21 protein-coding genes are annotated in these 26,974 nt (G+C 62.3%); 17 read left to right on the top strand and 4 right to left on the bottom strand.

Translation table 11 applies throughout. The features are described from left to right. The first annotated feature begins 75 nt into the window (after positions 1–75). The 3 genes from ACP691_RS18075 to ACP691_RS18065 are packed head-to-tail and all read left to right on the top strand — an operon-like array spanning position 76 to position 2,251. Positions 76–378, top strand: a complete 303-nt coding sequence (locus ACP691_RS18075) for a DUF3649 domain-containing protein (RefSeq protein WP_040261276.1) — start codon at positions 76–78, stop codon at positions 376–378. Next, positions 375–1,928, top strand: coding sequence for a PepSY-associated TM helix domain-containing protein (locus ACP691_RS18070; protein WP_426152089.1), 1,554 nt, complete (start codon positions 375–377; stop codon positions 1,926–1,928). Before ACP691_RS18075 ends, ACP691_RS18070 begins: the two co-directional genes overlap by 4 nt. Continuing rightward, positions 1,928–2,251: a DUF3325 domain-containing protein gene (locus ACP691_RS18065; protein WP_426152281.1), complete on the top strand. Its 324-nt coding sequence runs from the start codon at positions 1,928–1,930 to the stop codon at positions 2,249–2,251. Before ACP691_RS18070 ends, ACP691_RS18065 begins: the two co-directional genes overlap by 1 nt. On the opposite strand, the gene ACP691_RS18060 is transcribed toward ACP691_RS18065, so the two are convergent. Beyond that, on the bottom strand, positions 2,241–3,215 hold the full coding sequence (locus ACP691_RS18060; protein ID WP_426152087.1) for a 2-hydroxyacid dehydrogenase: 975 nt from the start codon (positions 3,213–3,215) through the stop codon (positions 2,241–2,243). The two genes, ACP691_RS18065 and ACP691_RS18060, sit on opposite strands and share 11 nt — an antisense overlap. 98 nt (positions 3,216–3,313) lie before the next feature. Next, a complete protein-coding gene (locus ACP691_RS18055; RefSeq protein WP_426152085.1) occupies positions 3,314–4,255 on the bottom strand; it encodes a LysR family transcriptional regulator in 942 nt (313 codons plus the stop codon). A gap of 285 nt (positions 4,256–4,540) precedes the next feature. On the opposite strand from ACP691_RS18055, the gene ACP691_RS18050 reads away from it, so the two are divergent. Genes ACP691_RS18050 through ACP691_RS18035 form a run of 4 tightly spaced genes read left to right on the top strand, consistent with a single transcriptional unit; the run spans position 4,541 to position 9,293 of the window. Next, positions 4,541–6,073 carry an efflux transporter outer membrane subunit gene (locus ACP691_RS18050; RefSeq protein ID WP_426152083.1) on the top strand — a complete coding sequence of 511 codons (1,533 nt, stop codon included), beginning with the start codon at positions 4,541–4,543 and terminating at the stop codon, positions 6,071–6,073. A 20-nt stretch (positions 6,074–6,093) separates the two neighbouring features. Further along, positions 6,094–8,238 carry an FUSC family protein gene (locus tag ACP691_RS18045; RefSeq protein ID WP_426152279.1) on the top strand — a complete coding sequence of 715 codons (2,145 nt, stop codon included), beginning with the start codon at positions 6,094–6,096 and terminating at the stop codon, positions 8,236–8,238. After that, positions 8,228–8,428, top strand: a complete 201-nt coding sequence (locus ACP691_RS18040) for a DUF1656 domain-containing protein (RefSeq protein WP_426152081.1) — start codon at positions 8,228–8,230, stop codon at positions 8,426–8,428. The genes ACP691_RS18045 and ACP691_RS18040 overlap by 11 nt, the downstream gene beginning before the upstream one ends. Positions 8,429–8,438: 10 nt before the next feature. Further along, positions 8,439–9,293, top strand: a complete 855-nt coding sequence (locus ACP691_RS18035) for an efflux RND transporter periplasmic adaptor subunit (protein ID WP_426152079.1) — start codon at positions 8,439–8,441, stop codon at positions 9,291–9,293. Positions 9,294–9,362: 69 nt separating this feature from the next. On the opposite strand, the gene ACP691_RS18030 is transcribed toward ACP691_RS18035, so the two are convergent. Beyond that, positions 9,363–10,757 (bottom strand): PhoH family protein, encoded by a 1,395-nt coding sequence (locus ACP691_RS18030; RefSeq protein ID WP_426152077.1) that lies wholly within the window; start codon positions 10,755–10,757, stop codon positions 9,363–9,365. Positions 10,758–11,061: 304 nt separating this feature from the next. Next, positions 11,062–12,171 carry a polysaccharide deacetylase family protein gene (locus tag ACP691_RS18025; protein ID WP_426152277.1) on the bottom strand — a complete coding sequence of 370 codons (1,110 nt, stop codon included), beginning with the start codon at positions 12,169–12,171 and terminating at the stop codon, positions 11,062–11,064. Between the two features lie 153 nt (positions 12,172–12,324). Here ACP691_RS18025 and yaaA point away from each other — a divergent pair, with 153 nt between their 5' ends. The 10 genes from yaaA to ACP691_RS17975 all read left to right on the top strand — a co-directional run bounded on the left by yaaA (position 12,325) and on the right by ACP691_RS17975 (position 26,968). Continuing rightward, the gene (gene yaaA / locus ACP691_RS18020; protein WP_426152075.1) at positions 12,325–13,095 is read left to right on the top strand and encodes a peroxide stress protein YaaA; all 771 of its coding nucleotides are present in this window, start codon (positions 12,325–12,327) and stop codon (positions 13,093–13,095) included. An 826-nt stretch (positions 13,096–13,921) separates the two neighbouring features. Continuing rightward, on the top strand, positions 13,922–15,238 hold the full coding sequence (locus ACP691_RS18015) for a nucleotide sugar dehydrogenase (RefSeq protein WP_040261267.1): 1,317 nt from the start codon (positions 13,922–13,924) through the stop codon (positions 15,236–15,238). A 102-nt stretch (positions 15,239–15,340) separates the two neighbouring features. Then, on the top strand, positions 15,341–16,822 hold the full coding sequence (alg8, locus tag ACP691_RS18010; protein WP_040261266.1) for a mannuronan synthase: 1,482 nt from the start codon (positions 15,341–15,343) through the stop codon (positions 16,820–16,822). Positions 16,823–16,856: 34 nt separating this feature from the next. Next, positions 16,857–18,020 (top strand): HlyD family efflux transporter periplasmic adaptor subunit, encoded by a 1,164-nt coding sequence (locus ACP691_RS18005; protein WP_426152073.1) that lies wholly within the window; start codon positions 16,857–16,859, stop codon positions 18,018–18,020. A gap of 15 nt (positions 18,021–18,035) precedes the next feature. Continuing rightward, positions 18,036–19,505, top strand: a complete 1,470-nt coding sequence (locus tag ACP691_RS18000) for an alginate biosynthesis protein AlgK (RefSeq protein WP_426152071.1) — start codon at positions 18,036–18,038, stop codon at positions 19,503–19,505. Next, positions 19,502–20,995, top strand: a complete 1,494-nt coding sequence (locus ACP691_RS17995) for an alginate export family protein (RefSeq protein ID WP_040261263.1) — start codon at positions 19,502–19,504, stop codon at positions 20,993–20,995. Before ACP691_RS18000 ends, ACP691_RS17995 begins: the two co-directional genes overlap by 4 nt. A gap of 27 nt (positions 20,996–21,022) precedes the next feature. Further along, complete coding sequence (gene algG / locus ACP691_RS17990; RefSeq protein ID WP_426152068.1) at positions 21,023–22,642, top strand: mannuronan 5-epimerase AlgG; 1,620 nt, start codon at positions 21,023–21,025, stop codon at positions 22,640–22,642. A 10-nt stretch (positions 22,643–22,652) separates the two neighbouring features. Continuing rightward, complete coding sequence (locus ACP691_RS17985) at positions 22,653–24,095, top strand: alginate O-acetyltransferase (RefSeq protein WP_426152066.1); 1,443 nt, start codon at positions 22,653–22,655, stop codon at positions 24,093–24,095. 13 nt (positions 24,096–24,108) lie between these two features. Continuing rightward, on the top strand, positions 24,109–25,260 hold the full coding sequence (locus ACP691_RS17980) for a mannuronate-specific alginate lyase (RefSeq protein ID WP_426152064.1): 1,152 nt from the start codon (positions 24,109–24,111) through the stop codon (positions 25,258–25,260). Between the two features lie 142 nt (positions 25,261–25,402). Next, positions 25,403–26,968 (top strand): MBOAT family O-acyltransferase, encoded by a 1,566-nt coding sequence (locus ACP691_RS17975; protein WP_426152063.1) that lies wholly within the window; start codon positions 25,403–25,405, stop codon positions 26,966–26,968. Positions 26,969–26,974 lie beyond the last annotated feature (6 nt).

Raw genomic sequence — 26,974 nt, 5'->3', positions numbered from 1 at the left:
CACATCTCCGCCTTTGCGTATGAGAATGTTTATCAATAGAATCGGCAGCCATTCTTCGCCCCTACTGGCTGCCCCATGAAAAAGCCTGTGTCCGTACCCTTGGGCTATCGCCTGGGTGTGTTCTCCCGTTGCCTGGCCGCGAGCCTGGGTGGCTATGCCCTGGCCAGCGCGGGCAGTGCGTTCATAGGCGTCGCCTTGCCTGGAAGCAAGGCCTCGGCCGCGGTGCTCGGCATGATGCTTGGCTTTGTCCTTTACCTGGTCGCGGTGCTCTGGGTGTTCGCCTGCCGCAGTGCTGGCAAGGCATGGTTGGGCCTGGGAGTGGCGACGTTGCTACTGGGCGCGGCCGACCTGGCGCTGTACCGGATCAACACGCCATGAGGGAGAGCTTGCGCCAAGCCATGGCCTGGTTACATACCTGGTTGGGTCTGACTTTCGGCTGGTTGCTGTTCGCTATCTTCCTGACAGGCACGCTCAGCTATTTCAAGGAAGAAATCAGCCATTGGGCCCATCCTGAGCTGAGGGTGCGGCCGCTGGACACCCGGGCGGCGCTGGACCGTGCCGAGGCCTACCTGCGCCAGGCCGCGCCGGGCGCCGCGACCTGGTACCTGATGCCCCCGGACGAACGCCAACCGGGGCTGGAAGTGATGTGGGCCGGCGCGCCAGGTAGCGGCAAGCGCTTCGTCAGCAAGCTGCTGGACCCGGCTACCGGTCAGGAGGCTCTGACCCGGGACAGCCGTGGCGGCGACTTTTTCTACCGCTTCCACTATGAGCTGGAACTGGGCTTTCCATGGGGCCGCTGGCTGGCCAGCCTGGCGGCCATGGCCATGTTGGTTGCGCTGGTGAGCGGCATCATCACCCACAAGAAAATCTTCAAGGAGTTCTTTACCTTCCGCCCCGGCAAGGGCCAGCGTTCCTGGCTGGACGGGCATAATGCCGTGGCGGTCCTGGCCCTGCCGTTTCATCTGATGATCACCTACAGCGGCTTGGTGATCTTCATGGCCATGTTGCTGCCGGCCACCCTGGCCACGGTTTACAAGGGCGAGCCGGCGGCGTTCTACCAAGAGGTCTTTCCCAATGCGTTTCCTGGCCCAGCCAAGGGTGAGGCGGGGGCGCCCCTGGGGCTGGCCAGCTTGTATGACCGGGCCATGATGCGCTGGCCAGGGGCGCGCCTGAGCCGGGTGGAGGTGCAGCATCCTGGCGATGCCGCCGAGCGGGTGGTGTTCTACCGCCACGGCGGGGACCGCATTGCCTACCTGCCCGGCAATAGCCTGGCGTTCGATGGCGTCAGCGGTGCCTTGCTGGAAACCAGCGTGCCGGATGGTGGCGCGTTGCTGATTGCCGGTGGTTTCTATGGGCTGCACATGGGGCAGTTCGCCAACGGCGTGGAACGGTGGCTGTATTTCATCTTCGGCCTGGGCGGCACGGCCATGATCGGTACCGGTCTGGTGCTCTGGGTCAGCAAGCGTCAACTCAAGCACGCCCGGGAACCCCGGTTGCCGTTCGGCTTGCGCATGGTTGGCGTGCTCAACATGGCCAGCATGGCCGGGTTGCCTTTGGCGGTGGGCGCGTTTTTCTGGGCCAACCGCCTTCTGCCTCTGCAGCTGGAGCACCGCGGTGGCTGGGAGGTGCGAGTCTTCTTCCTGACCTGGCTGGCGCTGCTCATTCATGCGCTGCTGCGGCAAGGACGGCGGGGCTGGCTGGAGCAATTGAGCCTGGGCGCCGCCCTTTATCTGGGGCTGCCGTTGCTGGGGATCTTCACTACCGAACGTGGCCTGCCGGTGGCTATCGCCCAGGGCGATTGGGCTACCGCCGGGGTGGATCTTACCGCCCTGGCGTGCGGGCTGGCGCTGTTGTGGCTGCTGCGCAAGGTCGCGCTGCGCGGTGCGCTGCCCACTGTTGGATCGCAGCCAGCGAAGGTGCCTTCATGATGCTTTGCGCTGGCTTGTTGTGTTACCTGGGCTTGACCATGCTTTGCCTAGCCATGGACCGCCATCATCAAGACCTGCTCGGCCACAGGCTCGGGCTGGGGCGGCGCAGGCGCTTGCGTCTGGTCGCGGTCATCGTGCTCGGCGCTGCGCTAGGCCTGCTGGTGTCCACGGCAGGCTGGGCCATGGGCCTGGTACGGGGGCTGGGCCTGGCCATGGCCAGCGCCGGCTTGCTGGTGTGGTTATTGCCCTACCGGCCCAGGCTGGCCCTGAGCCTGGCGCTGCTGGCATCGCCGACAGCGCTGGCGGTACGCCTCAGCCTTTGAAGGTGCTGGGGTTGACCAGGTCCATCGGACGTTGGCCCTGCAGGGCAGCGGTGAGGTTGGCCATGGCGCGCTCGGCCATGGCAGCGCGGGTTTCACTGGTAGCCGAACCGATGTGGGGTAGGGTGACGGCGTTTTTCAGCGCAAACAACGGAGACTCGGCCAAGGGCTCGCGTTCATATACGTCCAGGCCAGCGCCACGGATGGTCCCGTTGCGCAGGGCTTCGATCAGCGCCGGCTCATCGACCACCGGGCCGCGGGCGATGTTGACAAGGAACGCAGACTTCTTCATCAGGCCCAGCTCGCGAGCGCCGATCAGGTGGCGGGTGCTGTCACTGAGCGGCACCACCACACAAACGAAATCGGCCTTGGCCAGCAGTTCGTCCAGCTCGCAATAGGTGGCCTTGAGCTCGGCTTCCAGGGCCGGCTTGCGGCTGTTGCCGCTATAGAGCACCGGCATGTTGAAGCCCAGGTGCCCCCGCCGCGCGATGGCCGCGCCTATGTTGCCGAGGCCGATGATACCCAGGGTCTTGCCATGCACGTCACTGCCGAACAGGTCCGGGCCCACCGTAGCCTTCCATTGCCCGGCCTTGGTCCAGGCATCGAGCTCCGCGGTACGCCGTGCGCTGGCCATGATCAGGGAAAAGCCCAGGTCGGCGGTGCTTTCGGTCAGTACGTCGGGGGTATTGGTGAGCTGGATGCCACGGCGGGTCAGGTAATCCACGTCATAGTTGTCGTAACCCACCGAGACGCTGGCGATCACTTCCAGGTTGGCCGCATCCTTGAGCTGCGTCTCCCCCAGGGGCCGCCCGGCGCCGATCAGGCCATGGGCACGCGGCAGCGCTTCGTTGAACTGCGTGCTTATGTCCCCGGCCTTGGGGTTGGGCACGATCACTTCGAAATCCTGCTCGAGACGCGCGACCATTTCCGGCGTGATGCGGCTGAAGGCAAGTACGGTTTTTTTCATCGGGCAGCTCCGTCTGTTGAGGAGGATAAGCTACAAGCGGCCAGCAGCAAGCTACAAGCGGGTTCGGCGCTGGCCGCCTTCGTCTTGAGGCCTGCCGCTCAAGCCCTCTGTTCCTGGCTACGCAGGTCGGCATCCTGGGCGGCAAGGATGTCGGGCAGGGAGCCGCGCAGGTACTCCACCCAGGTCTTGATCTTGGCATCCAGGTACTGCCGCGAAGGGTAGATGGCGTAGAGGTTCAGCTCCTGGAGGCGGTATTCGGGCATCATCCGTACGAGGGTTCCGTTGCGCAGCCCTTCGATGGCGGCGTAGATCGGCAGCACTCCCACACCCATACCGCTGGAAATGGCGGTTTTCATGGCGTCGGCCGAATTGACCTGGAAAGGTGCGTTGGTGATGTTGAGCACTTCCGAGCCTTCCGGACCCTCGAACATCCAGCGTTCCAGCTGGACCACCGGGCTGACCAGGCGCAGGCACGCGTGATTCTTCAAGTCGCTGGGCTTGCGTGCCACCCCGTGGGTACGTACGTAATCCGGCGAGGCGCAGACGATGCTGTAGGTAATGCCGAGACGCTGGGACACGAAACCCGAATCCGGCAGCTCGCTGGCGAGTACGATGGACACGTCGTAGCCTTCATCGAGCAAGTCAGGCACCCGGTTGGCCAGGGTCAGGTCGAAGGTCACGTCCGGATGAATCTTGCGGTAGCGGGCAATGGCATCAATGACGAAATGCTGGCCGATACCGGTCATGGTATGCACTTTCAATTGTCCGGCGGGGCGTGCATGGGCGTCACTGGCCTCGGCCTCGGCTTCTTCCACGAAGGCCAGGATCTGCTCGCAGCGCAGTAGGTAGCGCTTGCCGGCTTCTGTCAGGGCGATACGCCGGGTGGTGCGGTTGAGCAGGCGGGTTTGCAAGTGCGCTTCGAGATTGGAAATGGCGCGGGAAATGTTCGCGGTGGTGGTATCCAACTGTACGGCCGCCGCGGTGAAGCTGCCGGCTTCGGCCACGCAGGTGAAGGCGCGCATGTTTTGCAGGGTGTCCATGGGTCGCTCTCTGAATCTACCGGCAAATTGTCGCACGAAGTTACACAATGGTAATCATCATTGAGCTGCCTGAGCACAAGCTTTCACCTTGCCTTGTCCCTACGCAAGCCATCTGGGGCCATGCCAGGCGGCCAAGGCGAAGCGGCGCAGGCGGCCGCGCCAGAGCGGGCGATTATCGCTGCGCGCGTAACAAAGAATCACCGGAACGCCCGCTTATCGGCATGCGGGCGCGCTCCTAGAATGGCGGCTCCCATCCGCCTCTCTTTCGTTCCGGAACCCGCCGCTGTGCCGCGTCGCTTTTCTCGAGCGCTCAATGCGCTCCGTTTGTGTGCCCTGACTTCCTGTTTGAGCGGCTGTATTGGCACAGGTGGCATCGCCCCCCAGGCACAGGTGCCCAGGGCCGATGACCTGGCCACCGATAAGGCCATCGATTCGGCAGGTGCCCAGGCCCATTGGCCCGACGCTCAATGGTGGCGCGGCTTCGGCGACCCCCAGCTGGACCAATGGGTGATCATGGCGCTGCAAGGCAGCCCTGGCCTGGCCGTGGCCAGCGCTCGTCTACGCCAGGCACGTGCGGTGGCGGGCCTGGCCGAGGCCGCTGAAGCGCCGCGGTTGAATGCTGAGGCCGCGCTGCACAGGCGTAACTGGCCCACCGATGGCTTTTATGGCCCCGGCGACCTGGCGGACCAGACCACCTGGGACAATAATGCCGGCCTGAGCCTGAGCTATGACCTGGACCTCTGGGGCCGCGAGCGCAATGCCAGCGAACGTGCCCTGGATCAGGCCCACCTGGCGGCCGCGCAAGCGCGCCAGGCCCAGTTGGCGCTGACTCGCGACCTGGTGCGCGTGTATATCCGCCTGGCTTTGGCCTATGCCCAGCATGACATCCTGGACGCTACCCTGGCGCAGCAATCCCAGGTCCTTGACCTGGCCGACAAGCGACTGGCCGCAGGCATCGGCACTCAGTTGGAAGTAAGCCAGGCGCAGACGCTGATACCTGAAACCCGGCGGCAACTCGATGCGCTTGAAGAGGAAATGGCCCAGGCCCGTCATCAACTGGCCGCTCTGGCGGGCAAGGGGCCAGGGGCCGCTGCTCAGGTAAAGCGGCCTCGGCTGCGCCTGGCTGTTCCCCTCGGGCTGCCGTCCCGCCTGCCGGCACAGTTGCTCGGCCAACGGCCGGACGTGGTTGCCAGCCGCTGGCAAGTGGCGGCGCAGGCGCGGGGTATCGAGGTGGCTCAAGCGAGCTTCTATCCGGATATCGACCTGGCAGCCAGCCTCAGCTACATGACTACCAGTGGCGGGATGCTTGAGTTCCTCACAGGCCAGAAGCTGGGCTACAGCGTAGGCCCTGCGTTCAGCCTGCCCTTGTTCGACGGTGGCCGGTTGCGTGCCCAGCTGGGCGAAGCGGCTGCCGGTTATGACCTGGCCGTGGCCCAGTACCGTGGTGTACTGGCCGACGCACTGAAGGAAGTGTCCGACCAGTTGATCCGGAGGGACTCCCTGCAACATCAGGCTCACTTCGCCGAACAGGCCGTGGCGAGCGCTCAACGGGCCTACGACCTGGCCAGGGTAGGCTGGCAACGGGGGCTCACCGGTTACCTTGAGGTACTGCAGGCGCAAACCGCGCTGTTGCGACAACGCACCGTACAAGAGCAGGTATGGGCCGCGCGCCTGGCAGCCCAGGCTGACCTGGTGACTGCCCTGGGAGGCGGGCTTGGCGCTGGCGCCGACAACCCGGCCGAGCCTCGACTTCAGGCGCCAGCGGCCCCGGCCGCCCTGGTTCGGCTGGACAGGCTGCGCGCGACGGTGAGCCCGTGAGCAGCGCCGCCACGCCCTCGATGGCACGGTTTCATCGGGCTTGCCTGGCTTGGGCGCGCAGCGATGGGGTGACCTGGGTATTCATCTTCAAGGTGCTGCTGGCCGCTTTCGCAACCCTCTGGTTGGCGATGCGTCTGGAACTCCCACAGCCACGGACCGCCATGGCCACGGTGTTCATCGTGATGCAGCCGCAAAGCGGGCAGGTGTTCGCCAAGAGTTTCTACCGCTTGCTCGGAACACTGGCCGGCTCGGTGGTAACGCTGGTGCTGATCGCGGTTTTTCCGCAGAACTCGGAAATCTTCCTGCCGTGCCTGGCTGCCTGGGTCGGGTTGTGTTCGGCCGGCGCGATGCGCCAGCGCAACTTCCGTGGCTACGGCTTCGTACTGGCGGGATATACCGCGGCCATGATCGGCTTGCCAGTGCTGGCCCACCCGGAGGGTGCCTTTTTCGCCGCTATCTACCGGGTACTGGAGATTTGCCTGGGGCTGCTGGTGGCTACCACTGTCAGCGCGGCCGTACTACCCCAGTCAGCCAGCGCGGCCATGCGCAACGCCCTCTATCAGCGCTTCGGCACCTTCGCCAGCTTCGTCCTGCAAGGCTTGGCCGAGCAGGTAGATGACGAGACCTTCGAGGCGAGCAACGCGCGTTTTCTCGCCGAAGCCGTGGGCCTGGAAGGGCTGCGCAGCGTCACGGCCTTCGAAGACCCGCATATGCGCCGGCGTAGCGGACGGGTCAGCCGCCTCAATAGCGAGTTCATGACCCTGACCACGCGGTTCAACGCGCTGCGCCAGCTGTTGGCCCGTACCGATGCCCGAGGCGCGGTAAGAGCCTACATTTCGCCGGGGCTGGAACGCTTCGCCCAGTGTCTGGCGCCCTTCGCGGGCCGACCGCTGACCCTGGACGACGCCAACCGCCTGGCCCTGGCGCTGGAGGACTATCGCCAGGCCTTCGCCGAGCAGGTGCGTGAGCAGCGCTGCGCCTTCCTCGCCACCGACCCAGACGACCACGCCTTGCTCGACTTCCACACGGCCTATGAACTGTTGTTCCGCTTCGCCGAGAACCTGCATAACTATGCCTTGACCCACGCTTCGCTGGCGTCCCATCGCCACGAGCGTGAGCGCTGGGACGCTCACTACAGTGCCCACACCTCCTGGCTGGCTGCCTTGGCGTCCGGCTTGCGTGGCGCCCTGGTGGTAGGCGGGCTGGGGGCGTTCTGGATCGCCACCGCCTGGCCCAGCGGGGCTACCATGACCCTGGTGGCCGCGGCCACCGTGGGCCTGTCGGCGGCCACCCCCAATCCGCGGCGAATGGCATTCCAGATGGCGTGCGGCACCATGCTTGGAGCGTGTACCGGGTTCATCGAGTATTTCTTCGTGTATCCGCGTATCGACGGCTTTGCCTTGCTGTGTCTGGTGCTGGCGCCGGTCTTCGCCTTCGGGGCGTTCCTGGCCTCGCGCCCGGCCTGGGCCGGTTATGGCCTTGGCTTGCTGATCTTTTTCTCCATAGGCTCGGTGCCGGACAACCTGACGCTGTACAACCCCTATGGCTTCATCAATGACTACATCGCCATGGTGCTCGGCATGCTGGTATGCGCGGCCGCGGGCGCGATCATCCTGCCGCCCAACGCCGGGTGGATGCTGCGGCGGTTGGAAGCCGAGCTCCGTTACCTGATGGTATTCGCTGTCAGCGGCGATGCCCGGCGCCTGGCCAGTCGCTTCGAAAGCCGTGCCCGGGATATCGTGCACCATGCCTATGGCCTGGCGGCGGCCCAGCCCAGGGTCCAGCGCGAGCTGATGCGCTGGATGCTGGCGGTGCTGGAGATCGGCCATGGGGTGATCGAGATCCGAGCCGAGCAAGAGGCGCTCTTCGTGCATCCGGCCTATGCCTTGGACCAGCCCTGGCGCCAGGCCATACGGGCCATGGGCCGTGCGTTGATCAGGCTGTTCATCCAGCCGGGGGAGGGCAATCGTGCCCGGGCCCTGGGCGCGGTGGAGCAGGCGATCCAGGCCGTGCGCGAGGCCGACGAACCCTTCGCCCGACATTTCGATACTTCAGTACTGCGTCGGATGCAGAGTTATCTGCATTTCATCCGCAGCGGTTTGCTCGATCCTCGTTCGCCCCTGGCCTTGCCGCCTGATTCCCCTGGACTGATCCATGCCCCGTGAAATCGCCTTCCACGGCGTCTATATGCCCGCCCTGACCCTGTTGCTTCTGGCGGCCATCGCGCTGGCCTGGGTGCTCGACCGCGTTCTTGCCAGCCTGGACCTGTATCGCTGGTTCTGGCACCCAGCGCTGCTGCGGTTGAGTCTGTTCTTTTGCGTTTTCGGCGCCCTGGCGCTGACCGTCTACCGTTGAGAATCACCTCATGAAAAAGCTGTTCAGCCTGCTCGGCACCCTCGTTGTCTTCGGCTTGGCCGTGTTCCTCGGCCGGTTGCTGTGGGTGCATTACATGGAAACCCCCTGGACCCGTGATGGCCGGGTACGCGCGGATATCATCAATGTGGCCGCGGACGTGGCTGGCTATGTAGTGGCGGTACCGGTGAAGGATAACCAGCATGTGCGCAAAGGCGACCTACTGATCCAGATCGACCCGGCCCATTACCAGTTGGCGGTAGACCAGGCCAGGGCCTTGGTTGCCGCGCGCAAGGCTACCTGGGAAATGCGCAAGCTCAACGCCAGGCGGCGAGCAGACCTGGATGCCATGGTGATTTCCCGGGAAAGCCAGGAAGACGCCGGTAGCCTGGCGGACGCTGCCCAGGCCGCCTACCAGCAGGCTCAGGCCGCGTTGGCCGCGGCGGAACTCAACCTGGCCCGCACCCGGGTGGTGGCGCAGGTGGACGGCTTCGTCACCAACCTGAATGTGCATCCCGGCGATTATGCCAAGGCTGGCGAGGCCCGCATGGCGGTAGTCGATGAGCATTCTTTCTGGGTGTACGGCTTTTTCGAGGAGACCAAGCTGCCCCATGTGCATGTAGGCGACGCGGCGCAGATGCAGATGATGAGCGGCGAGATGCTTGGCGGACATGTTGAGAGCATCGCCAGGGGCATCTACGACCGGGACAATCCGGAAAGCCGCGAGCTGCTTGCCGACGTGAACCCGACCTTCAACTGGGTACGCCTGGCGCAGCGTGTGCCGGTGCGCATTCATCTGGACGAGGTGCCCGAGGGAATGTTGCTCGCCGCCGGCACGACTTGCACGGTGGTGATCGGGGCGCGGTGACGAAGATTCGACCGGGTCGCGCGCGGGACCCGGTCGCCGCCAAGGCGGACTGCTACCGCTAGGTCGCGGTCAGAGGTGGGATTCGGCGTACTCGGCCAGGATCGACCGGGGCACGCCCTGAAGGGTGATATGAACGCCGTGGGGGAAATCCTTGAAGCGCTCGGTCAGGTAGGTCAGGCCCGAACTGGTGGCCGACAGATACGGCGTGTCGATCTGCGCCAGGTTACCTAGGCATACCACCTTGGAGCCCGCCCCGGCACGGGTGATGATGGTTTTCATCTGGTGGGGCGTCAGGTTCTGACATTCATCGATGAGTATCAGGCTTTGCTGGAAGCTGCGCCCGCGGATGTAATTCAGGGATTTGAACTGCAAGGGCACCTTGCTCAGGATGTAATCGACACTGCCGTGGGTGTTTTCGTCATCCATGTGCAGGGCTTCGAGGTTATCGGTGATCGCCCCCAGCCAGGGTTCCATTTTCTCGGCTTCGGTGCCCGGAAGGAAGCCGATTTCCTGGTCCAGGCCCTGTACGCTGCGAGTCGCGATGATGCGCCTGTAGCGCTTGCTGACCATGGTCTGTTCGATGGCCGCCGCCAGTGCCAGGATGGTCTTGCCCGAACCGGCCGCGCCCGAGAGGTTGACCAGGTGAATGTCCGGGTCCAGCAGGGCGAACAGGGCCAGCGCCTGGTGAATGTCCCTGGGCTTGAGCCCCCAGGCTTCCTGATGCATCAGCGGTTCCTGGTGCATGTCCAGGATCATCAGCTCGTCATTGCGCACCGCCTTGATCCAGCCCACGAAGCCCTGTTCGTCGATGATGAACTCGTTGATATGGGCCGAAGGCAGCACTTCGCTCAGTTGCACCCGGTGCCAGGTACGCCCGTGATCCTGACGGGTATCGACCTTCAGGACCCGCTCCCAGAAGGAGCCGGGCACGGTATGGTAGCCCCGGGACAACAGGGAAACGTCGTCCACCAGCTGGTCGGTACTGTAGTCCTCCGCGGCGATTCCACAGGCTCGCGCCTTCAGGCGCATGTTGATGTCCTTGGTCACCAGGATGACATCGAGCTCCGGGCGCCGGGCGTGCAGGTCGATCAGTTGGTTGATGATGACGTTGTCGTTCAGGTGGTCGGGCAGCGGGCTTTCCAGGGCGCCGCGCTTGTTCATGAGGATGGAAAGATAGCCCTTGGGCTCGCCCTTGCCGCGCTGGATCGGCACGCCTTGCTCTACGTCCTGGGGCGAAGCCTCGCCCAGCACTTTGTCGATCAGCCGTATGGCCTGGCGACATTCGGCGGCAACGGAATGCTTGCCATCCTTGAGCTTGTCCAGCTCTTCGAGGACGGTCATCGGGATGGCGACGTGATGTTCCTGGAAATTGAGCAGCGCATTGGGGTCGTGGATCAGGACGTTGGTGTCCAGCACATAGAGGATGGGCTGGTGGGCGGAGAAACTGCGTCCTTGTTCATCCATACTCGGTCACCTTTCGTGGGAGCCAGTGGACGCAATACCTGGGCGGTGCTGCGCCTTGAACGGCCGCCGTCACTCCAAGGGGAGGGCTGACAACGACAGGCGGGGTCGGGTATGGACGCCACCTGTGTCGGCAGGGCTCGGCGGTCTGTTTCTTAGTAACCCAAAACCGGTGACCGGACAAAGCCTTTTGCGTGCCTGCAAAGGTTTATTTTCTGGTAAGACGAATAGCGCTTGGCGAGGGCCGGGCCGCGGGCTACAGTCGAAAGTCTGTTTGGTCCGTGCCGGTGGCGCGAGCCGCGAGGGTTCACGGGAAATCCTTGCAGTCTTCCCAGGCGATTCCGCTCTGGCGCGTGGCTTCCAGCAAGGCGGGGAGCACGCTGCGCACCTTGGGTTGAGCATCGTGGAACTGGATGATCCCCTTGCGCCACAACAGCATCAGGGTCAGCACGCGGTCGCTGGTGTCCTGGGCGGTAAGCTGCGTATTGGCGTCCTGGGCATCGATGTCCCAAAGGATGACGTCCAACTGCTGGCTTTCGAAGAACTCTCCACTGTCAGGCCGGCGCTGTCCATAAGGCGGCCGGAACTGCGGCACATAGGCCTCCGGTAACTGACTCTGGGTCAGGGCGACGCTATCGAGCACTGATTTCTGCCAGTCCACCCACTGGCTGTGGGAACGGTACTGCCAGCCCTGCACGCCTACGCACTGGTCTCGGTAGAGGTCTTCCGGCGCCAGGCTCGCGCTGTTCTGACGCAACTTCAAGGCGTTGCCGATCACGAAGAAGGTTGCATTCATCTTCTGCTGGCGCAGGAAGTCGGTAGTCCATTCGGTGTTGCCGCCACTCGGGCTTGGCCCGCCGTCGAAGCTCAGCAGAAATACTCGATCGGCCAACTCATCGCCGTTGTGCTCGGCATTGGAGAAGGTCATCACCTCGCTGCTGATGTCGGGCCAAAGCGCGGCCATGTGCAGTTGCTCGTCCAGATAGGCTCGGCTGAAGGCCCGGCCTGGTTCTGCCCAGGGCGCATAGAAGGAATCGTCTTCCACCTTGAATTGCCCGGCCTGGGCCTTGAGATCGTCCAGGTTGTCCACGGCGTAGCAGAAGGACGCATCCTCGGCGCAGCTCTGTTGGGCATGATCGAAGTTCTCCCACAAGCGCTCCCAGAGTCGCGCTCGTACGTTATCGATCGCGGCCAGGTTGATCTGGCGCAAGCCGAGGCGGCCGGCCAAGGCAGCTTCATCCAGGGCTTCGCTGGCCAGCAGTTCGCGAGCAAAGCTCAGGATCTGGGCGCGGGATGCCACATCGAACAACGCCGGCGTGCTCATGCGGTCAAGGGTGGCGATTTCCACAGGCGCGGCCTGCGCAGTGATGGCACTGGCGAACAGGGCAGTAGCGAGCAGCAATAAAGGCAAGCGCAACGAAGAATCCTCCTTGGCGGTATGCGGCATGATAGCCAGCCCATCCCAGGCTGTCGCGGCGTGGCCCGGTTCGATCACCCATATAGGCAAAAGCCGGTTGATGCCGAGGGTGGAACCGGCCAAGCTCCTTTTCTTTCATTCAAGGAGCTTCCGATGCTGTTGGTGATTTCACCGGCCAAGACCCTGGACTACGAAAGCCCGCTGGCCACCACGCGTTTTACCCAACCGGCATTCATCGAGCATTCGAAAGAACTGATCGCCGGCCTGCGCGAACTCTCTCCGGCACAGCTTGGCCAACTGATGGGCATATCCGACAAGCTCGCCGGGCTCAATGCGGCTCGCTTCGACAGCTGGTCGGCTACCTTCAGCCCGGAAAACGCCCGGCCAGCCATCCTGGCGTTCAAGGGCGATGTTTACACCGGGCTGGCGGCGGAAGATTTCAGCGAAGCCGATTTCGACTTCGCTCAGCAGCATCTGCGCATGCTGTCTGGCTTGTATGGGTTGCTCCGTCCTTTGGATCTGATGCAGCCCTATCGACTGGAAATGGGCACTGCCTTCGCCAATGCCAGGGGCAAAGACCTCTATGCCTTCTGGGGGAGCCGTATCAGTGAATGGTTGAACGCAGCCCTGGCCGAGCAGGAGGACGACATACTCATCAACCTGGCCTCTCAGGAATATTTCGGCGCTGTGGACAAGAAGGTCTTGAAAGCCAGGATCATCGATTGCGAATTCCGTGACCTGAAGAATGGCGAGTACAAGATCATCAGCTTTCATGCCAAGAAGGCGAGGGGAATGATGGCTCGTTATGTGATACGCGAGCGTATCGAACGCCCCGAGGCCCTGCAGACGTTCAGCGAGGCCGGATACCGTTACTCAGCCGAGCGATCGGCTGTCAATCGGCTGGTATTCCTGCGTGATCACTGAACTGTGATCTCGATCACAAGGCTCAGGCGTCCATTTTTGACTGTCTTTTACCGTGCAAGCTGCAATTTGACGAAGTTACGGCGTCAATTGTCAGTCGAAAGTGTTACGCACGTCCATCGCGGCTGTCTTGGATCTCAAAAAAAACCCAAAAAAGCCAAAAAAAGTTTCCCTGATGGCTTTTTGGGGTTTTGAACGTTCAAGTCATTGATTAGCAAGGAATTTTTTGTTGTTCTGTGGCTGTTGTCAGCGCCGCCTGTGGGAAAAATCTACTCAAAAATCGTATGAGCGGTTCTAGTGCTCCGGAACTTCCCGGGGTATCTGTAGCTCATACGACGCGTACCGAGGCTCTGAACGTGTGAGAGATGACGTACAAAGGAGAAGTTGGAGCGGCTGGAGGTAGCGATCCAGGCGTATGACTTGATGGGAACTGTCTGAACAGCCCGAAGGTTGATCTCAGGAGAGCGCGCACCATTACTACCCTCAACGCAAGGCCAGTTTCGAATTTGCGAGGCAAATTCATGCACACGGCTTGATGCTTGATTCGCAAGTCATAACAACAGTGCGAAGGCAAGTAGCGAAAGAAAGTGAGCCGTTTTGTAATAAAGGCTGGCTACATTCCAGGGCGAACCATTTAGTCACGGTTCAAGGGTGCCCTTGTTGAGTGCACATTCTGGGGCACTCGGACTAATTATGCCTGCATGAGGTGTGTGACAGTCGGAATGACACGTCAGTTGTCACGCATCCGAGTGCCCGAATATTGCTGGTTAATTAACCCCTAGTCGGCTCCTGAGTTGGGTCGACGTGATAAACACATGAGGTGAATGCGATGCGTATCAGCATCTTTGGTTTGGGCTATGTTGGCGCGGTATGTGCGGGTTGCTTGACCAACCGTGGTCATGATGTCATCGGAGTCGACGTTTCGCAGGTCAAGATCGACCTTATCAACCAGGGCAAATCCCCTATCGTCGAGCCCGGCTTGGAAGAGCTGCTGAGCGATGCGCGCAAGAATGGCCGCCTGAGCGGTACCGTCGATTTCAAGGCAGCCGTACGTGACACCCAGATCTCCATGCTGTGCGTCCCTACGCCGAGCAAGAAGAACGGCGACCTCGAACTGAACTACATCGAAGCCGTGTGCAAGAGCATCGGTGAAGTCCTGAAAGAAAAATCCGAGCGCCACACCGTGGTGGTTCGCAGCACCGTGCTGCCAGGCACCGTGAAGAACGTGGTCATCCCGACCCTGGAGCAGTACTCCGGCAAGAAGGCCGGCGTCGACTTCGGTGTGGCGGTCAACCCTGAATTCCTGCGTGAAAGCACCGCGATCGCTGACTACGACCACCCGCCGATGACCGTTATCGGCGAACTGGACAAGGAGTCCGGTGACCTGCTGGAGTCCCTGTACAGCGAGCTGGATGCTGAGATCATTCGCAAGCCGGTCGAAGTGGCCGAGATGATCAAGTACACCTGCAACGTATGGCACGCCACCAAGGTGACCTTCGCCAACGAGATCGGCAACATCGCCAAGGCCGTCGGCGTCGACGGTCGCGAAGTGATGGAAGTGGTCTGCAAGGACAAGGCCCTGAACCTGTCTGCCTACTACATGCGCCCAGGCTTCGCTTTCGGTGGTTCCTGCCTGCCCAAGGACGTGCGTGCCCTGACCTACCGCGCCAGCGCGCTGGACGTCAAGGCCCCGCTGCTCAACTCGCTGATGGTGAGCAACGAGCAGCAGGTCCAGAACGCCTTCGACGTGATCAGCCGCTACGGCAAGCGCAAGATCGCCCTGCTGGGCCTGAGCTTCAAGGCTGGCACCGACGACCTGCGTGAAAGCCCCCTGGTCGAGCTGGCCGAGCGCCTGATCGGCAAAGGCTTCGAGCTGAGCATCTACGACAAGAACGTAGAGCACGCTCGTATCCTGGGCGCGAACAAGGAATACATCGAATCGAAGATTCCTCACGTTTCCTCGCTGCTCAAGTCGGACTTCAACGAAGTCGTGAACGGCGCAGAAGTGTTGATCCTGGGTAACGGCAGCAAGGACTTCGCGGACCTGGCTCACAACGTACCCGAGGGCAAGCAGGTATTCGACCTGGTCGGCTTCATGAAGCAGGCCACCAAGGCGGATGTCAGCGCAGAAGGTATCTGCTGGTAACAGCTATGACCGCGGCGGGCCTTGGGCCCCCGCGGTTCTTTACGCCTGCCTTAACACTTTCGAACGCCGATCCGGGCGGTCGATGAAGAGACGGATGCGGATATGTCAGGGCTAAAGCACGGCCTGCTCCAGGCTGCTGGATGGCTGTTTTACTTGTGTCTGCTGATGGGCCTGGCGCTCGCGCTGCCCCCATCGCTATTCAATCCTGATTCCAAGGATTTCATTTTCCTGATTGGCGCCGTGGGTATCTGGCGCTACTCGATGGGTGCCATGCACTTCGTGCGCGGCATGCTGTTCCTTTATGTGGTCTACCCGTACCTGCGACGCAAGGTGCAAAAGCTGGGCGCCGACGCGGACCCGTCCCACGTCTTCCTGATGGTCACCAGCTTCCGTATCGACGCCAGCACCACGGCCGCCGTATACCAGTCGGTGATCCGCGAAGCGATCGACAGTGGTTACCCCACTACCATAGTCGCATCGCTGGTGGAAATGTCGGACGAAATGCTGATGAAGTCCCTTTGGGCCAAGATGAACCCGCCGGAGCGGGTGAGCCTGGACTTCGTGCGCATCGCCGGTACCGGCAAGCGCGACGGCCTGGCCTATGGCTTCCGCGCGATTTCCCGCCACATGCCGGACGAGAACGCGGTAGTCGCGGTGATCGACGGCGACACCGTGCTCAACGAGGGCGTGGTGCGCAAGACCGTGCCTTGGTTCGCCCTCTGGCCGAACGTCGGTGGCCTGACCACCAACGAGTTCTGCGAAGTGCGCGGCAGCTACATCATGAGCGAATGGCACAAGCTGCGCTTCGCCCAGCGCCATATCAACATGTGCTCCATGGCCTTGTCCAAGCGGGTGCTGACCATGACTGGCCGGATGTCCGTCTTCCGCGCCTCCGTGGTCACCGACCCGATGTTCATTGCCGACGTGGAAGCCGACTCGCTCAAGCACTGGCGCCTGGGAACCTTCCGCTTCCTGACCGGTGACGACAAGTCGAGCTGGTTCAGCCTGATGCGCCTGGGTTATGACACCTTCTACGTGCCCGATGCGACCATCAATACCGTGGAGCATCCGCCGGAGAAGAGCTTCGTCAAGGCCAGCCGCAAGCTGATGTACCGCTGGTACGGCAACAACCTGCGCCAGAACTCCCGTGCCCTGGGCCTGGGGATTCGTCGGCTGGGCCTGTTCACCATGGTGGTGCTGTTCGATCAGCGCGTGTCCATGTGGACGTCGTTGCTCGGCCTGACCGCCGCCCTGATCGCGACCTTCAAGTACAGCGTGGCCTTCCTGCTCGGTTACCTGCTGTGGATCGGCATTACCCGCCTGATCCTGACCATCCTGCTGTCCCTCAGTGGGCACTCGGTGGGGCCGGCCTATCCGATCATTCTCTATTACAACCAGATCGTCGGCGCGCTGATGAAGATCTACGTGTTCTTCCGCCTCGACCGACAGTCCTGGACCCGGCAGCCCACCACCAACAAACGCGATCTCGCCAGTTTTCAACAATGGTTCAACACCTGGTCGTCTCGGACCATGACCTTCTCGGCGGGCAGCATCTTCGTTGCTTTCCTGTTCGCGATCGTCTGACCAGCCCTCAATGGATTAAGTAGGAAAATTAGCCATGAATACAGCCGTCAACCCCAATGTGGTCCATGAGTCCGAAGCCCAGCGCCAGCATGCCCGGGTTCGCATGCCAGCTAAGATCCGTTTCATCGGCCCGAATCGTGAAACCCAGGAAGCCAAGGTCGAAGACCTGTCGGCCGGTGGTTTCTCCTTCATGCCCAAGAAGCCCCTGGTAGAAGGCGAGCTTTACCGCGGCCGCCTGATGTTCGTGGTCGACAACCTGGGCCTGGGCATGGACGTCGAGTTCCAGGCCCGCTCCATCGAAGGCAACGGTCGCGTCGGCGCCCAGTTCCAGAACCTGGACCAGGCCGACATCTCCACCCTGCGTCACCTGATCACTTCGCACCTGTCTGGCGAGCTGGTCACCATGGGTGATGTACTCGGTACCCTGCAGCGTGACAACTTCACCAAGGCGCGCAAGCGCAAGGCCGCCTCGAACGACATGTCGTTCTTCGGCCGCTTGCGGGCAGTGACCTTCAGCCTGGGCATCTTCCTGATTGGCCTGGTCGCCTTCGGCTATATCTTCAAGTCCGTGTACAACCTGTACTTCGTGACCCACGCTGAATCCGGTATCGTCGCCGCGCCGGGCATGAACATCACCATGCCGCGCGATGGCACCGTGTCCAGCCTGGTCGGTGCCAACGGCGTTGCGCCAAAAGGCTCGCCGCTGGCCACCTTCAGCACCAGCATGCTGGACGTGCTCAAGGGCCACCTGGAAGAGCAGGACCTGACCCCGCAGAAAGTGACCGAACTGTTCGGCAAGCAGATGACCGGCACCCTGACCTCGCCCTGCGACTGCATCGTGGCTCAGCAGCTGGTTGCCAACGGCCAGTACGCCAGCAAAGGCGACGTGATCTTCAACCTGGTACCTCGCAACGCCACTGCCAACGTCGAAGCCCGTTACACCTACCGCCAGATCGACGACGTTCGCCCAGGCACCAAGGTGGACTTCCGCGTAGCCGGCGACGATCAACTGCGTTCCGGCCAGATCGTCAACGCTACCGCCCTGAAGGTAGACGACCTCTCTACCGACATGCGTGTGACCATCAAGCCTGATCAGCCCCTGGACGTGAAATTCGCTGGCCGCCCTGTCGATGTATCGAGCACCCATGGTCCTTCCCTGGACTGGCTGATCGACAAAGCCATGGCCCACGGTTTCTAAGTGAGCGCCAGGAGAATGAGCGTGGCTGACACCTTACGACACTTGCATCGGCCGGCCCTCCTGGGCCTGGCCGTTGCTCTGGGCCTTGCCGGTTGCGCCGGGCTGCCGGACCAGCGCCTGGCCAACGAAGCCATGAAAAATGGCAACGTGGCCCTGGCGCAACAGAATTACCAGCAATTGGCGGACCTGGGGTACGCCGATGCCCAGGTCGGCCTGGCCGACATTTGGGTAGAAAGCGGTGACCCCGCGCAACTGGCCAAGGCCGAGGCGACCTACCGGGCAGCCGCCGCGACTTCCCCCCGCGCCGCGGCGCGCCTGGGCAAGTTGCTGGCAGCCAAGCCCAACAGCACCGAAGCCGAGCGCCACGAGGCCGAAGGCCTGCTCAAGAACGCCTTCGCCAGTGGCGAGGGCGGCACCCTGATGGCCCTGGCCTTGCTGTACATCCAGTACCCGCAGAGCTTCCCAGGGGTCAATGCACAGCAGAAGATCAACGAGTGGAAAGCCGCGGGCTACTCTGAAGCCGGCCTGGCCCAGATCATTCTCTATCGCGTGCAGAACACCTACGACCAGAACCTGGCCGAGGTAGAGCGCATCTGCAAGGCGGCGCTGGACACCAACGACGTCTGCTACGTCGAGTTGGCCACCGTTTACCAGAAGCAGAACCGCACTGAAGACCAGGCGGCACTGGTCAAGCGCCTGCAGGATGCCTTCGCCGCTGGCAAGGTCATCCCGGCGCGGGTAGACGCCGTGGCCCGGGTCATCGCCAACCGCGAGCTGGGCACTCCAGACCCGAAAACGGCCCAGGCCCTGCTGGAAAGCGCCACGGGCACCTACCCGGGCGCCTGGATCAGCCTGGCCCAGTTGCAATACGACAACCCGGACCTGGGCGATACCGACCAGTTGCTGGGCTACATCGAGAAGGGCCACGACGCCGACCCGAGCCGCGCCGAATTGCTGCTGGGCAAGATCTACTACGAAGGCAAGGTGGTGCTGCCCGATGCCGCCAAGGCCGAGGAGCACCTGAAGAAGGCCACCCCGGACCAGGTCAGCGCCTACTACTACCTGGGCCAGATCTACCGCCGTGGCTACCTGGGCATGGTCGAGCCGCAGAAGGCGGTCGACAACCTGCTCATCGCTGCCCGGCGCGGCCAGAACAGCGCGGACTTCGCCCTGGCGCAGTTGTATTTCAACGGCCGTGGCACCGTGCCGAACCCTGCCAATGCATACGTGTTCAGCCAACTGGCCAAGACCCAGGCGCTGGCTACTGCTCAGCCGCGCCAGGAAGTCCTGGACCTGGCTAAAACCGTCGAAGAACAACTACCGCCGCAGCTCAAGCCTCAGGCTCAGCGCCTGTTGCAGCAGGAAGTCGCCTCGCGCGGCGTGGCCCCGGCCCCTGGCATCACCTCCATGGTGCCGCAGGACGATGTCGCGCCGGAGAAGGACGACCCGCAACAGATAGCCGTCGGTGAAGGTGAAGATCTATGATCCTGAATAAATGGACCCTGGCCGGCATTGGCCTGGGCTTTGCAACACTTTGGTCGTGCCCGACCCTGGCGGCCCTGACCGCCACCGATAACTTCGGCCTGGAAGTCAAGATCACCGGTCAGTCCGAAGACGACCGTGACCTGGGCACCCGCTCCGGCGGCGACGTCACCGGTATCGGTATCGACCTGCGTCCCTGGGCTTATGGCCAGTGGGGCAACTGGAGCGCCTATTTCATGGGCCAGGCCGTGGCCGCGTCGGACACCATCCAGACCGACCCCCTGCTGCAGCCGGACGACAACGTTTCCGGATCGAGCAACAGCCGCTACTACAGCAAGGACCGCGAAGCCGACGACAGCTACCTGGCCCTGCGCGAATTCTGGGTTGGCTACAACCGTCTGCTCACGCCTTACCCTGGCGAGCAGGTCAAGTTCGGCCGTCAGCGCCTGCGCCAGGACGACGGTCAGTGGCACGACAACTACATCGAGTCCCTGACCTGGAACCTGGACACCACCCTGCTCAAGGCAGACGTGGGCGTGGGCCAGCGCTTCAGCGACTACCGTACCGACTACTCGCGCCTGTCGCCCAACGACAAGGACCGCACCCATGTCTGGGGCGATGTGTCCTACCAGTGGGCGCCAAGCCAGTGGGTAGGCCTGCGCGCGCATCACGTGCATGACGACGGTGAACTGGCCAATGCTGGCGAGGAAATCGACGACCTGGACAAGACCAGCAACGGCAACCTGACCTGGGTTGGCCTGGAAGCGACCAGCGATGCCTATAACCATCGCAACACCAACCAGCTCAACTACTGGGGCAGCCTGACCTGGCTGACCGGCAACCGCGATACCTTCAACCGTACCGACACCGACGGCATCGTCACCGCCGGGGATACCTACGGCGAGCATGTCAGCGGCTGGGCCACCGACCTGGGTGTGCGCTGGCGCCTGGACCCACAGTGGCAGGTAGGCGCCGCCTACGCCCGGGCCAGCAAGGAATACGAGCAGAACGGCCTGCAGAGCAACCGCTCCAGCTGGACCGGTACCCGCTCGCGCATCAGCCGTTTCGGCGAAGCCTTCCAGGCTGAACTGGCCAACGTGCAGACCGCCTCGGTGTTCGCTTCCTGGGAAATGCAGGAAGACTACGACGCCAGCCTGATCTACCACCGTTTCTGGCGGGTAGACGGCGACTCGGCCATTGGTGGCAGCAACATCAACGCCGCCTACGAATCTACCGACGCTACCTCCGGTGACATTTCGCTGTCCACCTTGCCGCTCAACGACGGCGAGAAGGACCTGGGCCAGGAAGTCGATCTGGTTGTAACCAAGTACTTCAAGCAGGGCCTGCTGCCGGCCAGCCTGAGTCAATCCTTCGATGAGCCTTCCGCGCTGGTTCGCCTGCGCGCCGGTGTGTTCAAGCCGGGCGACGCCTATGCCGGCAGCGTGGACAACTATATGCACCGGGCCATCGTCGACGTGATCTGGCGTTTCTGATCGGTACCGCCAAGGGAGTGCAATGAGATGAAGCATCCACATAGCAAGGCGCGGCCGCAGGTGCGCAAGCGCGCCTGGCCCGTTGCGCTGCTGGCCGCAGCCCTGCTGGTCGCCGGCGGCACCGCCCTGGCCAACACCGCGCCGGCGACCCAGGCCGCCGCGGCCAAGCCCGGTACCACCAAGGAGCTGCAGGTCGCCAAGACCTACAGCGTCGCCTCCGCGCCCACCGAGCCATTGAACCTGGCGGCGCCCAAGCTGCCCGACCTCAGCGGCTACACTGCTGCCGCCGCGCATGCCAAGGTGGACCGTAGCAAGAAGGGCAAGGTGGCCATGCGTCGCATGATGCAGGAACTGCCGCTCAAGGCCTTCATCGGCGGCGACAACAAGATGATGGCTTGGGTCGGGAAACAGCGCGGCATCCCGCAGGCGATCTTCATCGACGGCGGCTATGTCAACTTCGCTGACCTTGGCAAGGCCGTGCCCAAGCAATACCTGCGCGAGACCTCGCCTGGCGTATGGCTGGCGCGGGTGCCTATCGTGGTGTCCCATGGCGCCACCCTGGAAATCGACGGCCGCGTGAAAGACCTGCGGTTGTCCCAGGACGGCGGCTCGTTCATCGTCAACGACGGCAAGCTGTTTACCTTCGACACCAAGGTGACGGGTTGGAGCGAGGCGAAGAATGACCAGGCCTGGTTCAAGGAGAAGGACGAGTTCCGTCCCTTCCTGGTGTCCTGGGGCGGTACCGAGACCTACATCGTGAATACCGAAATGAAAAGCTTCGGTTACAACGAAAGTAAGTCGTACGGCGTGAGTATTTCCCAGTACACGCCGAGCATGAAGGCGCAGATGAATCGCACCGAGCCTACCGGCTGGATCATCGGCTCCACCTTCTCGGACATGTGGTATGGCTACTACTGCTATGAAACCCAGGGTTTCGTGGTCAAGAGCAGCACCTACCATGACAACATCATCTACGGCATCGACCCGCACGACCGTTCCCACGGCCTGATCATCGCGGACAATACCGTCTACGGGACCAAGAAAAAGCACGGGATCATCATTTCCCGTGAGGTGAACGACAGCTTCATCATCAACAACCGCAGCTACGACAACCACCTCTCGGGCGTGGTACTGGACCGTAACAGCGTGGGCAACCTGGTGGCCTACAACGAGATCTACCAGAACCACACCGACGGCATCACTTTGTACGAGAGCGGCGACAACCTCCTGTGGGGCAACAAGCTGGTAGCCAACAAGCGGCACGGTATCCGTGTGCGCAACAGCACCAATATCCGTCTCTACGAGAACGTGGCGATGGCCAACGGCCTGACCGGCGTCTACGGCCACATCAAGGACCTGAGCGATACCGACCGTGACGTGCGCCTGGACCCCTTCGACGCCGAAGTGTCGATGATCGTGGTCGGTGGCGAGCTGTCCGGCAACGGGACCAACCCGCTGGCCATCGACTCGCCCTTGAGTATCGAACTGTATCGCGTGGCAATGCTGGCACCCGCCAAGCAGGGCGGCATCAGCTTCACCGGGATCCTGGGTGAACACCAGACCGAGATCCTGGATCTGCTGGTACGCCAACAGAAAGCAGTGCTGATCGACCCCGTCGAAAAACAGACAGACATGGCGCAGGATTAAGGAACATCCCATGCATTCACATTTGATTAAGCTGCTCAGCCTGTCGGGCCTGGCCGCTGCCCTTTATGCGTCGGGCAGCGCGCAGGCCGCCGAAGTGCAGCCTCCTGTGTTCACCGCGCAGCCCTGCTGCCAGCTCTGCCCGGCCGCGGCCGATGCGAAGAACTACGTTACCCGTTACCAGCGCAACTTCACCACCCTGATAAAAGGGGAGGGCGATTGGCTGTTCCGTACCGTGGAAGACCTGCGGACCGAGTTCAAGACCTCGCCCGAAGGCTACCGCCGGATGAAACAGTTGCATGACGCCTTCAAGGCGCGCGGCGTGGAGGTGGTCATTGTGTACCAGCCCACCCGTGGCCTGGTGGATCGCGCGCACATGCTGCCCGCCGACCGCGAGCGCTTCGACTACAACACCGCGCTGAAGAACTACAAGGATATGCTCGGCCGCTTCCAGGCCATGGGCTACCACGTGCCGGACCTGTCGCCCTTGACCAATGAGCAGCAGGCCCACGACTTCTACTTCCGCGGCGACCAGCACTGGACGCCCTACGGCGCCGAGCGCACCGCCAGGATCGTTGCCGAAACCATCAAGAAGGTGCCGGGCTATTCGGACATCGCCAAGAAGGAGTTCGAAACCAAGGTCTCCGGGCGCATGGGCAAGACCGGCACCCTGCAGAACATGGCTGGGCAGCTCTGCGGGACCAGCTACGCCATCCAGTACATGGACACCTTCAGCACCGAACCCAAGGGTGCGGCCGGTGACAACGATCTGTTCGGCGATTCCGCCAGCCCGGACATCACCCTTGTCGGTACCAGTCATAGCGGCAAGAACTACAACTTCGCTGGCTTCCTGCAGCAGTACAGCAACGCCGACGTGCTCAACGTAGCCTTCCCTGGCGGTGGCTTCGAGGGTTCGATGCTGCAATACCTGGGCAGCGATGAGTTCCAGAAGAAGCCGCCGAAGATTCTCGTATGGGAGTTCTCCCCGCTGTACCCGCTGGACCAGGAAACCATCTATCGCCAGATGATGGCGCTGATGGGCGATGGCTGTGACGGCAAGACCGCCGAGCTCACCGGCAGCGGCGTGGTGAAACCCAACCAGACCACCGAGTTGCTGGTCAACGGCCAGAACGGCATCAAGGACCTGGAAAACTGGAACCATCAGGTCGATATCAAGTTCGCTGACCCGGCGGTCAAGAACATGAAAGCGACCCTTTGGTACATGAATGGACGTCACGAAGACATCAAGATCGAAAAACCCACCACGGCAGACACCGACGGGCGCTTTGCCTTCGAGCTGCGCGATGATGCGGACTGGCCGAAGATGAACCTGCTGGCCGTGGAAATCCACGGGCCGGAAGACGCTACGGTCGGGCCACAGAAAGTCGAGGCGAAGATCTGCAAACGCAACGTGTTCCCCGGTGTGACCACGCGCAACGCGCAAGCCGGACTCTGAGGGCTGAATGCTTATGTTGACTTCTCGTGTTACACCCCGGGCCGCCCGCCGTTTCCTGGCACCGGCCCTGCTGGGTCTTGCCATGTTCGGTTCCGTGGCGCATGCCGCGGGGCTGGTGCCTCCCAAAGGATATTACGAGGCGATCGAGAAGCCAGGGAAAGGCGGGGATTTCCAGTGTCCGGCCGCGCCAGCGCCTTACACTGGGTCGCTGCAGTTCCGCAGTAAGTACGAAGGATCGGACAAGGCTCGCGCGACCTTGAACGAGGTTTCGGAAAAAGCCTTCCGTGATTCCACCAAGGACATCACGACACTGGAGCGAGGCATCAGCAAGCAGGTGATGCAGTTCATGCGCGACGGCAAGGCCGCCGAGCTGGATTGCACCCTGAACTGGCTCAGTACCTGGGCTGACGCCAATGCGCTGATGTCCAAGGACTTCAACCATACCGGCAAGTCCATGCGCAAATGGGCCCTGGGCAGCATGTCGTCCTCGTACCTGCGGCTGAAATTCTCCGAATCCCATCCCCTGCAGGGCCACGAGGCTCAGGCCCAGAAAATCGAAGCCTGGTTCAGCCGCCTGGCTGACCAGGTAGTGAGCGACTGGAGCAACCTGCCGCTGGACAAGATCAACAACCACTCGTACTGGGCCGCCTGGTCGGTGATGGCCACGTCCATCGTCACCGACCGCCGTGACCTGTTCGACTGGGCGGTGAAGGAGTTCAAGGTTGGCGCCAGCCAGATCGATGACCAGGGCTTCCTGCCCAACGAGCTCAAGCGGCGCCAGCGGGCACTGGCCTACCACAACTATGCCTTGCCACCCTTGGCCATGATCGCCAGCTTCGCCCAGGCCAACGGCGTGGACCTTCGCCAGGAAAACAATGGCGCCCTCAAGCGCCTGGGCGACCGCGTGCTGGCCGGCTCGAAAGATCCCGAAGCGTTCGAGGAAAAGAACGGCGAAGAGCAGGACATGACCGATCTGAAGGTCGACAGCAAATACGCCTGGCTCGAACCCTATTGCACGCTTTATGACTGCTCGCCGGACACCATCGAGCGTAAGCGCCAGATGGAACCCTTCAAGACCTTCCGTCTGGGTGGCGATCTGACTCGTACTTTCGACCCGGACCACGAAAAGGGTGACAAGGGCGACAAGGCCGAGAAAGGGTCCTGACAGGCCCGGCTTCACAATAAACGAGCACCGCGGGTCAGTTCAGGCGTCTGGCCCGCGGTGCATTTCTCTCCAGCCCTTCGCTGGGGGGGTATGGGGGGGCTGTCTTCGGCTCCCAGTGTAGGAAAAACAAGGAGAGATCAGGATGGTTTTCTCATCCAACGTGTTCCTGTTCCTGTTCATGCCGATTTTCTTCGGCCTGTACTATCTGAGCGGAACGCGCTATCGCAACTTGCTGCTGCTGGTAGCCAGTTATGTATTCTACGCCTGGTGGCGCGTCGATTTCCTCGCGCTCTTTGCCGCCGTGACCCTGTGGAACTACTTCATCGGCCTGCGCATCGGCGCCAACGGAGTGCGCACCAAGGCGTCCCAGCGCTGGCTGTTGCTGGGCGTGGCCGTGGACCTGGCCGTGCTGGGCTACTTCAAGTACGCCAACTTCGGCGTCGATAGCCTCAACGCGATCATGACGTCGTTCGGCCTGGAGCCGTTCATCCTCACTCACATCCTGCTGCCGATCGGTATCTCGTTCTACACCTTCGAGTCCATCAGCTACATCATCGATGTGTACCGTGGCGATACCCCCGCGACCAAGAACCTGATCGACTTCGCGGCCTTCGTGGCGATCTTCCCGCACCTGATCGCCGGTCCCGTGCTGCGCTTCAAGGACCTGGTAGACCAGTTCAACCACCGCACCCATACCCTGGACAAGTTCTCCGAGGGCGCGACCCGGTTCATGCAGGGGTTCATCAAGAAGGTGTTCATCGCCGACACCATCGCGGTGGTGGCCGATCATTCCTTTGCCTTGTCCAACCCCACCACCGGCGATGCCTGGCTGGGCGCGCTGGCCTATACGGCGCAGCTGTACTTCGACTTTTCCGGTTACAGCGACATGGCCATCGGCCTGGGCCTGATGATGGGCTTCCGCTTCATGGAAAACTTCAAGCAGCCCTACATCAGCCAGTCGATCACCGAGTTCTGGCGTCGTTGGCACATCAGCCTTTCCACTTGGCTGCGGGACTACCTCTATATCACCCTGGGCGGCAACCGTGGCGGCACCTTCGCCACCTACCGCAACCTGTTCCTGACCATGCTGCTCGGCGGCCTGTGGCACGGGGCGAACTTCACCTACATTATCTGGGGCATGTGGCACGGCCTGTGGCTGGCCATCGAGCGAGCCCTGGGCACCGACGCCGCGCCGCGCCGCTTCAATCCCATCAAGTGGGCCTTCACCTTCCTGCTGGTAGTGCTGGGCTGGGTGATCTTCCGTGCCGAGAACCTGCATGTGGCCATGCGCATGTACCAGGCCATGTTCAGCTTCGGCCAGTGGGAGCTGTCCGAGCTCAACCGCGCCAGCCTCACCGGCCTGCAAGTGGCGACCCTGATCGTGGCTTATATCACCATGGCCTACTTCGGCCTGCGTGACTTCTACAAGGCGCCGATCAACGCCCGTGCCCAGAAAGCCGAAGCCAGCGACAAAGCTGTCGAGGCCAATGGCCCGGCGACCGCGCAGCCAGGGCAGATCAAGGCCGTGCCGGGTGACCAGCCTGCCATCGTTCAGGCCCACGTCCCAGGCCATCAGGTACAAGCGGCCTACTGGGTAGCCGACTGGCCGCGTTACCTCATGCGTACGCTGATTCTGCTGCTGTTCGTGGCTTCGATCCTGAAGCTGTCAGCGCAAAGCTTCTCGCCTTTCCTTTACTTCCAGTTCTGAGTGCCG

Origin of the sequence: Pseudomonas sp. DC3200b2 (assembly GCF_049895785.1) — a bacterium.
In the GTDB taxonomy this organism is placed as follows: Bacteria; Pseudomonadota; Gammaproteobacteria; order Pseudomonadales; family Pseudomonadaceae; genus Aquipseudomonas; species Aquipseudomonas massiliensis.
Note: the sequence above shows the minus strand (reverse complement) of the source record. Positions and strands in the feature narration are given on the sequence as shown.

Excerpts from the sequence above, each read along its gene's own strand:
- ACP691_RS18070 (WP_426152089.1), top strand. The coding sequence starts at position 375 with ATGAGGGAGAGCTTGCGCCAAGCCATGGCCTGGTTACATACCTGGTTG.
- ACP691_RS18075 (WP_040261276.1), top strand. The coding sequence starts at position 76 with ATGAAAAAGCCTGTGTCCGTACCCTTGGGCTATCGCCTGGGTGTGTTC.
- ACP691_RS18040 (WP_426152081.1), top strand. The coding sequence starts at position 8,228 with ATGCCCCGTGAAATCGCCTTCCACGGCGTCTATATGCCCGCCCTGACC.
- ACP691_RS17995 (WP_040261263.1), top strand. The coding sequence starts at position 19,502 with ATGATCCTGAATAAATGGACCCTGGCCGGCATTGGCCTGGGCTTTGCA.
- ACP691_RS18030 (WP_426152077.1), bottom strand. The coding sequence starts at position 10,757 with ATGGATGAACAAGGACGCAGTTTCTCCGCCCACCAGCCCATCCTCTAT.
- ACP691_RS17975 (WP_426152063.1), top strand. The coding sequence starts at position 25,403 with ATGGTTTTCTCATCCAACGTGTTCCTGTTCCTGTTCATGCCGATTTTC.
- ACP691_RS18065 (WP_426152281.1), top strand. The coding sequence starts at position 1,928 with ATGCTTTGCGCTGGCTTGTTGTGTTACCTGGGCTTGACCATGCTTTGC.
- ACP691_RS18000 (WP_426152071.1), top strand. The coding sequence starts at position 18,036 with ATGAGCGTGGCTGACACCTTACGACACTTGCATCGGCCGGCCCTCCTG.
- ACP691_RS18045 (WP_426152279.1), top strand. The coding sequence starts at position 6,094 with ATGGCACGGTTTCATCGGGCTTGCCTGGCTTGGGCGCGCAGCGATGGG.
- alg8 (WP_040261266.1), top strand. The coding sequence starts at position 15,341 with ATGTCAGGGCTAAAGCACGGCCTGCTCCAGGCTGCTGGATGGCTGTTT.
- ACP691_RS18005 (WP_426152073.1), top strand. The coding sequence starts at position 16,857 with ATGAATACAGCCGTCAACCCCAATGTGGTCCATGAGTCCGAAGCCCAG.
- ACP691_RS18015 (WP_040261267.1), top strand. The coding sequence starts at position 13,922 with ATGCGTATCAGCATCTTTGGTTTGGGCTATGTTGGCGCGGTATGTGCG.
- ACP691_RS17980 (WP_426152064.1), top strand. The coding sequence starts at position 24,109 with ATGTTGACTTCTCGTGTTACACCCCGGGCCGCCCGCCGTTTCCTGGCA.
- ACP691_RS18060 (WP_426152087.1), bottom strand. The coding sequence starts at position 3,215 with ATGAAAAAAACCGTACTTGCCTTCAGCCGCATCACGCCGGAAATGGTC.
- ACP691_RS17985 (WP_426152066.1), top strand. The coding sequence starts at position 22,653 with ATGCATTCACATTTGATTAAGCTGCTCAGCCTGTCGGGCCTGGCCGCT.
- ACP691_RS18055 (WP_426152085.1), bottom strand. The coding sequence starts at position 4,255 with ATGGACACCCTGCAAAACATGCGCGCCTTCACCTGCGTGGCCGAAGCC.
- yaaA (WP_426152075.1), top strand. The coding sequence starts at position 12,325 with ATGCTGTTGGTGATTTCACCGGCCAAGACCCTGGACTACGAAAGCCCG.
- algG (WP_426152068.1), top strand. The coding sequence starts at position 21,023 with ATGAAGCATCCACATAGCAAGGCGCGGCCGCAGGTGCGCAAGCGCGCC.
- ACP691_RS18035 (WP_426152079.1), top strand. The coding sequence starts at position 8,439 with ATGAAAAAGCTGTTCAGCCTGCTCGGCACCCTCGTTGTCTTCGGCTTG.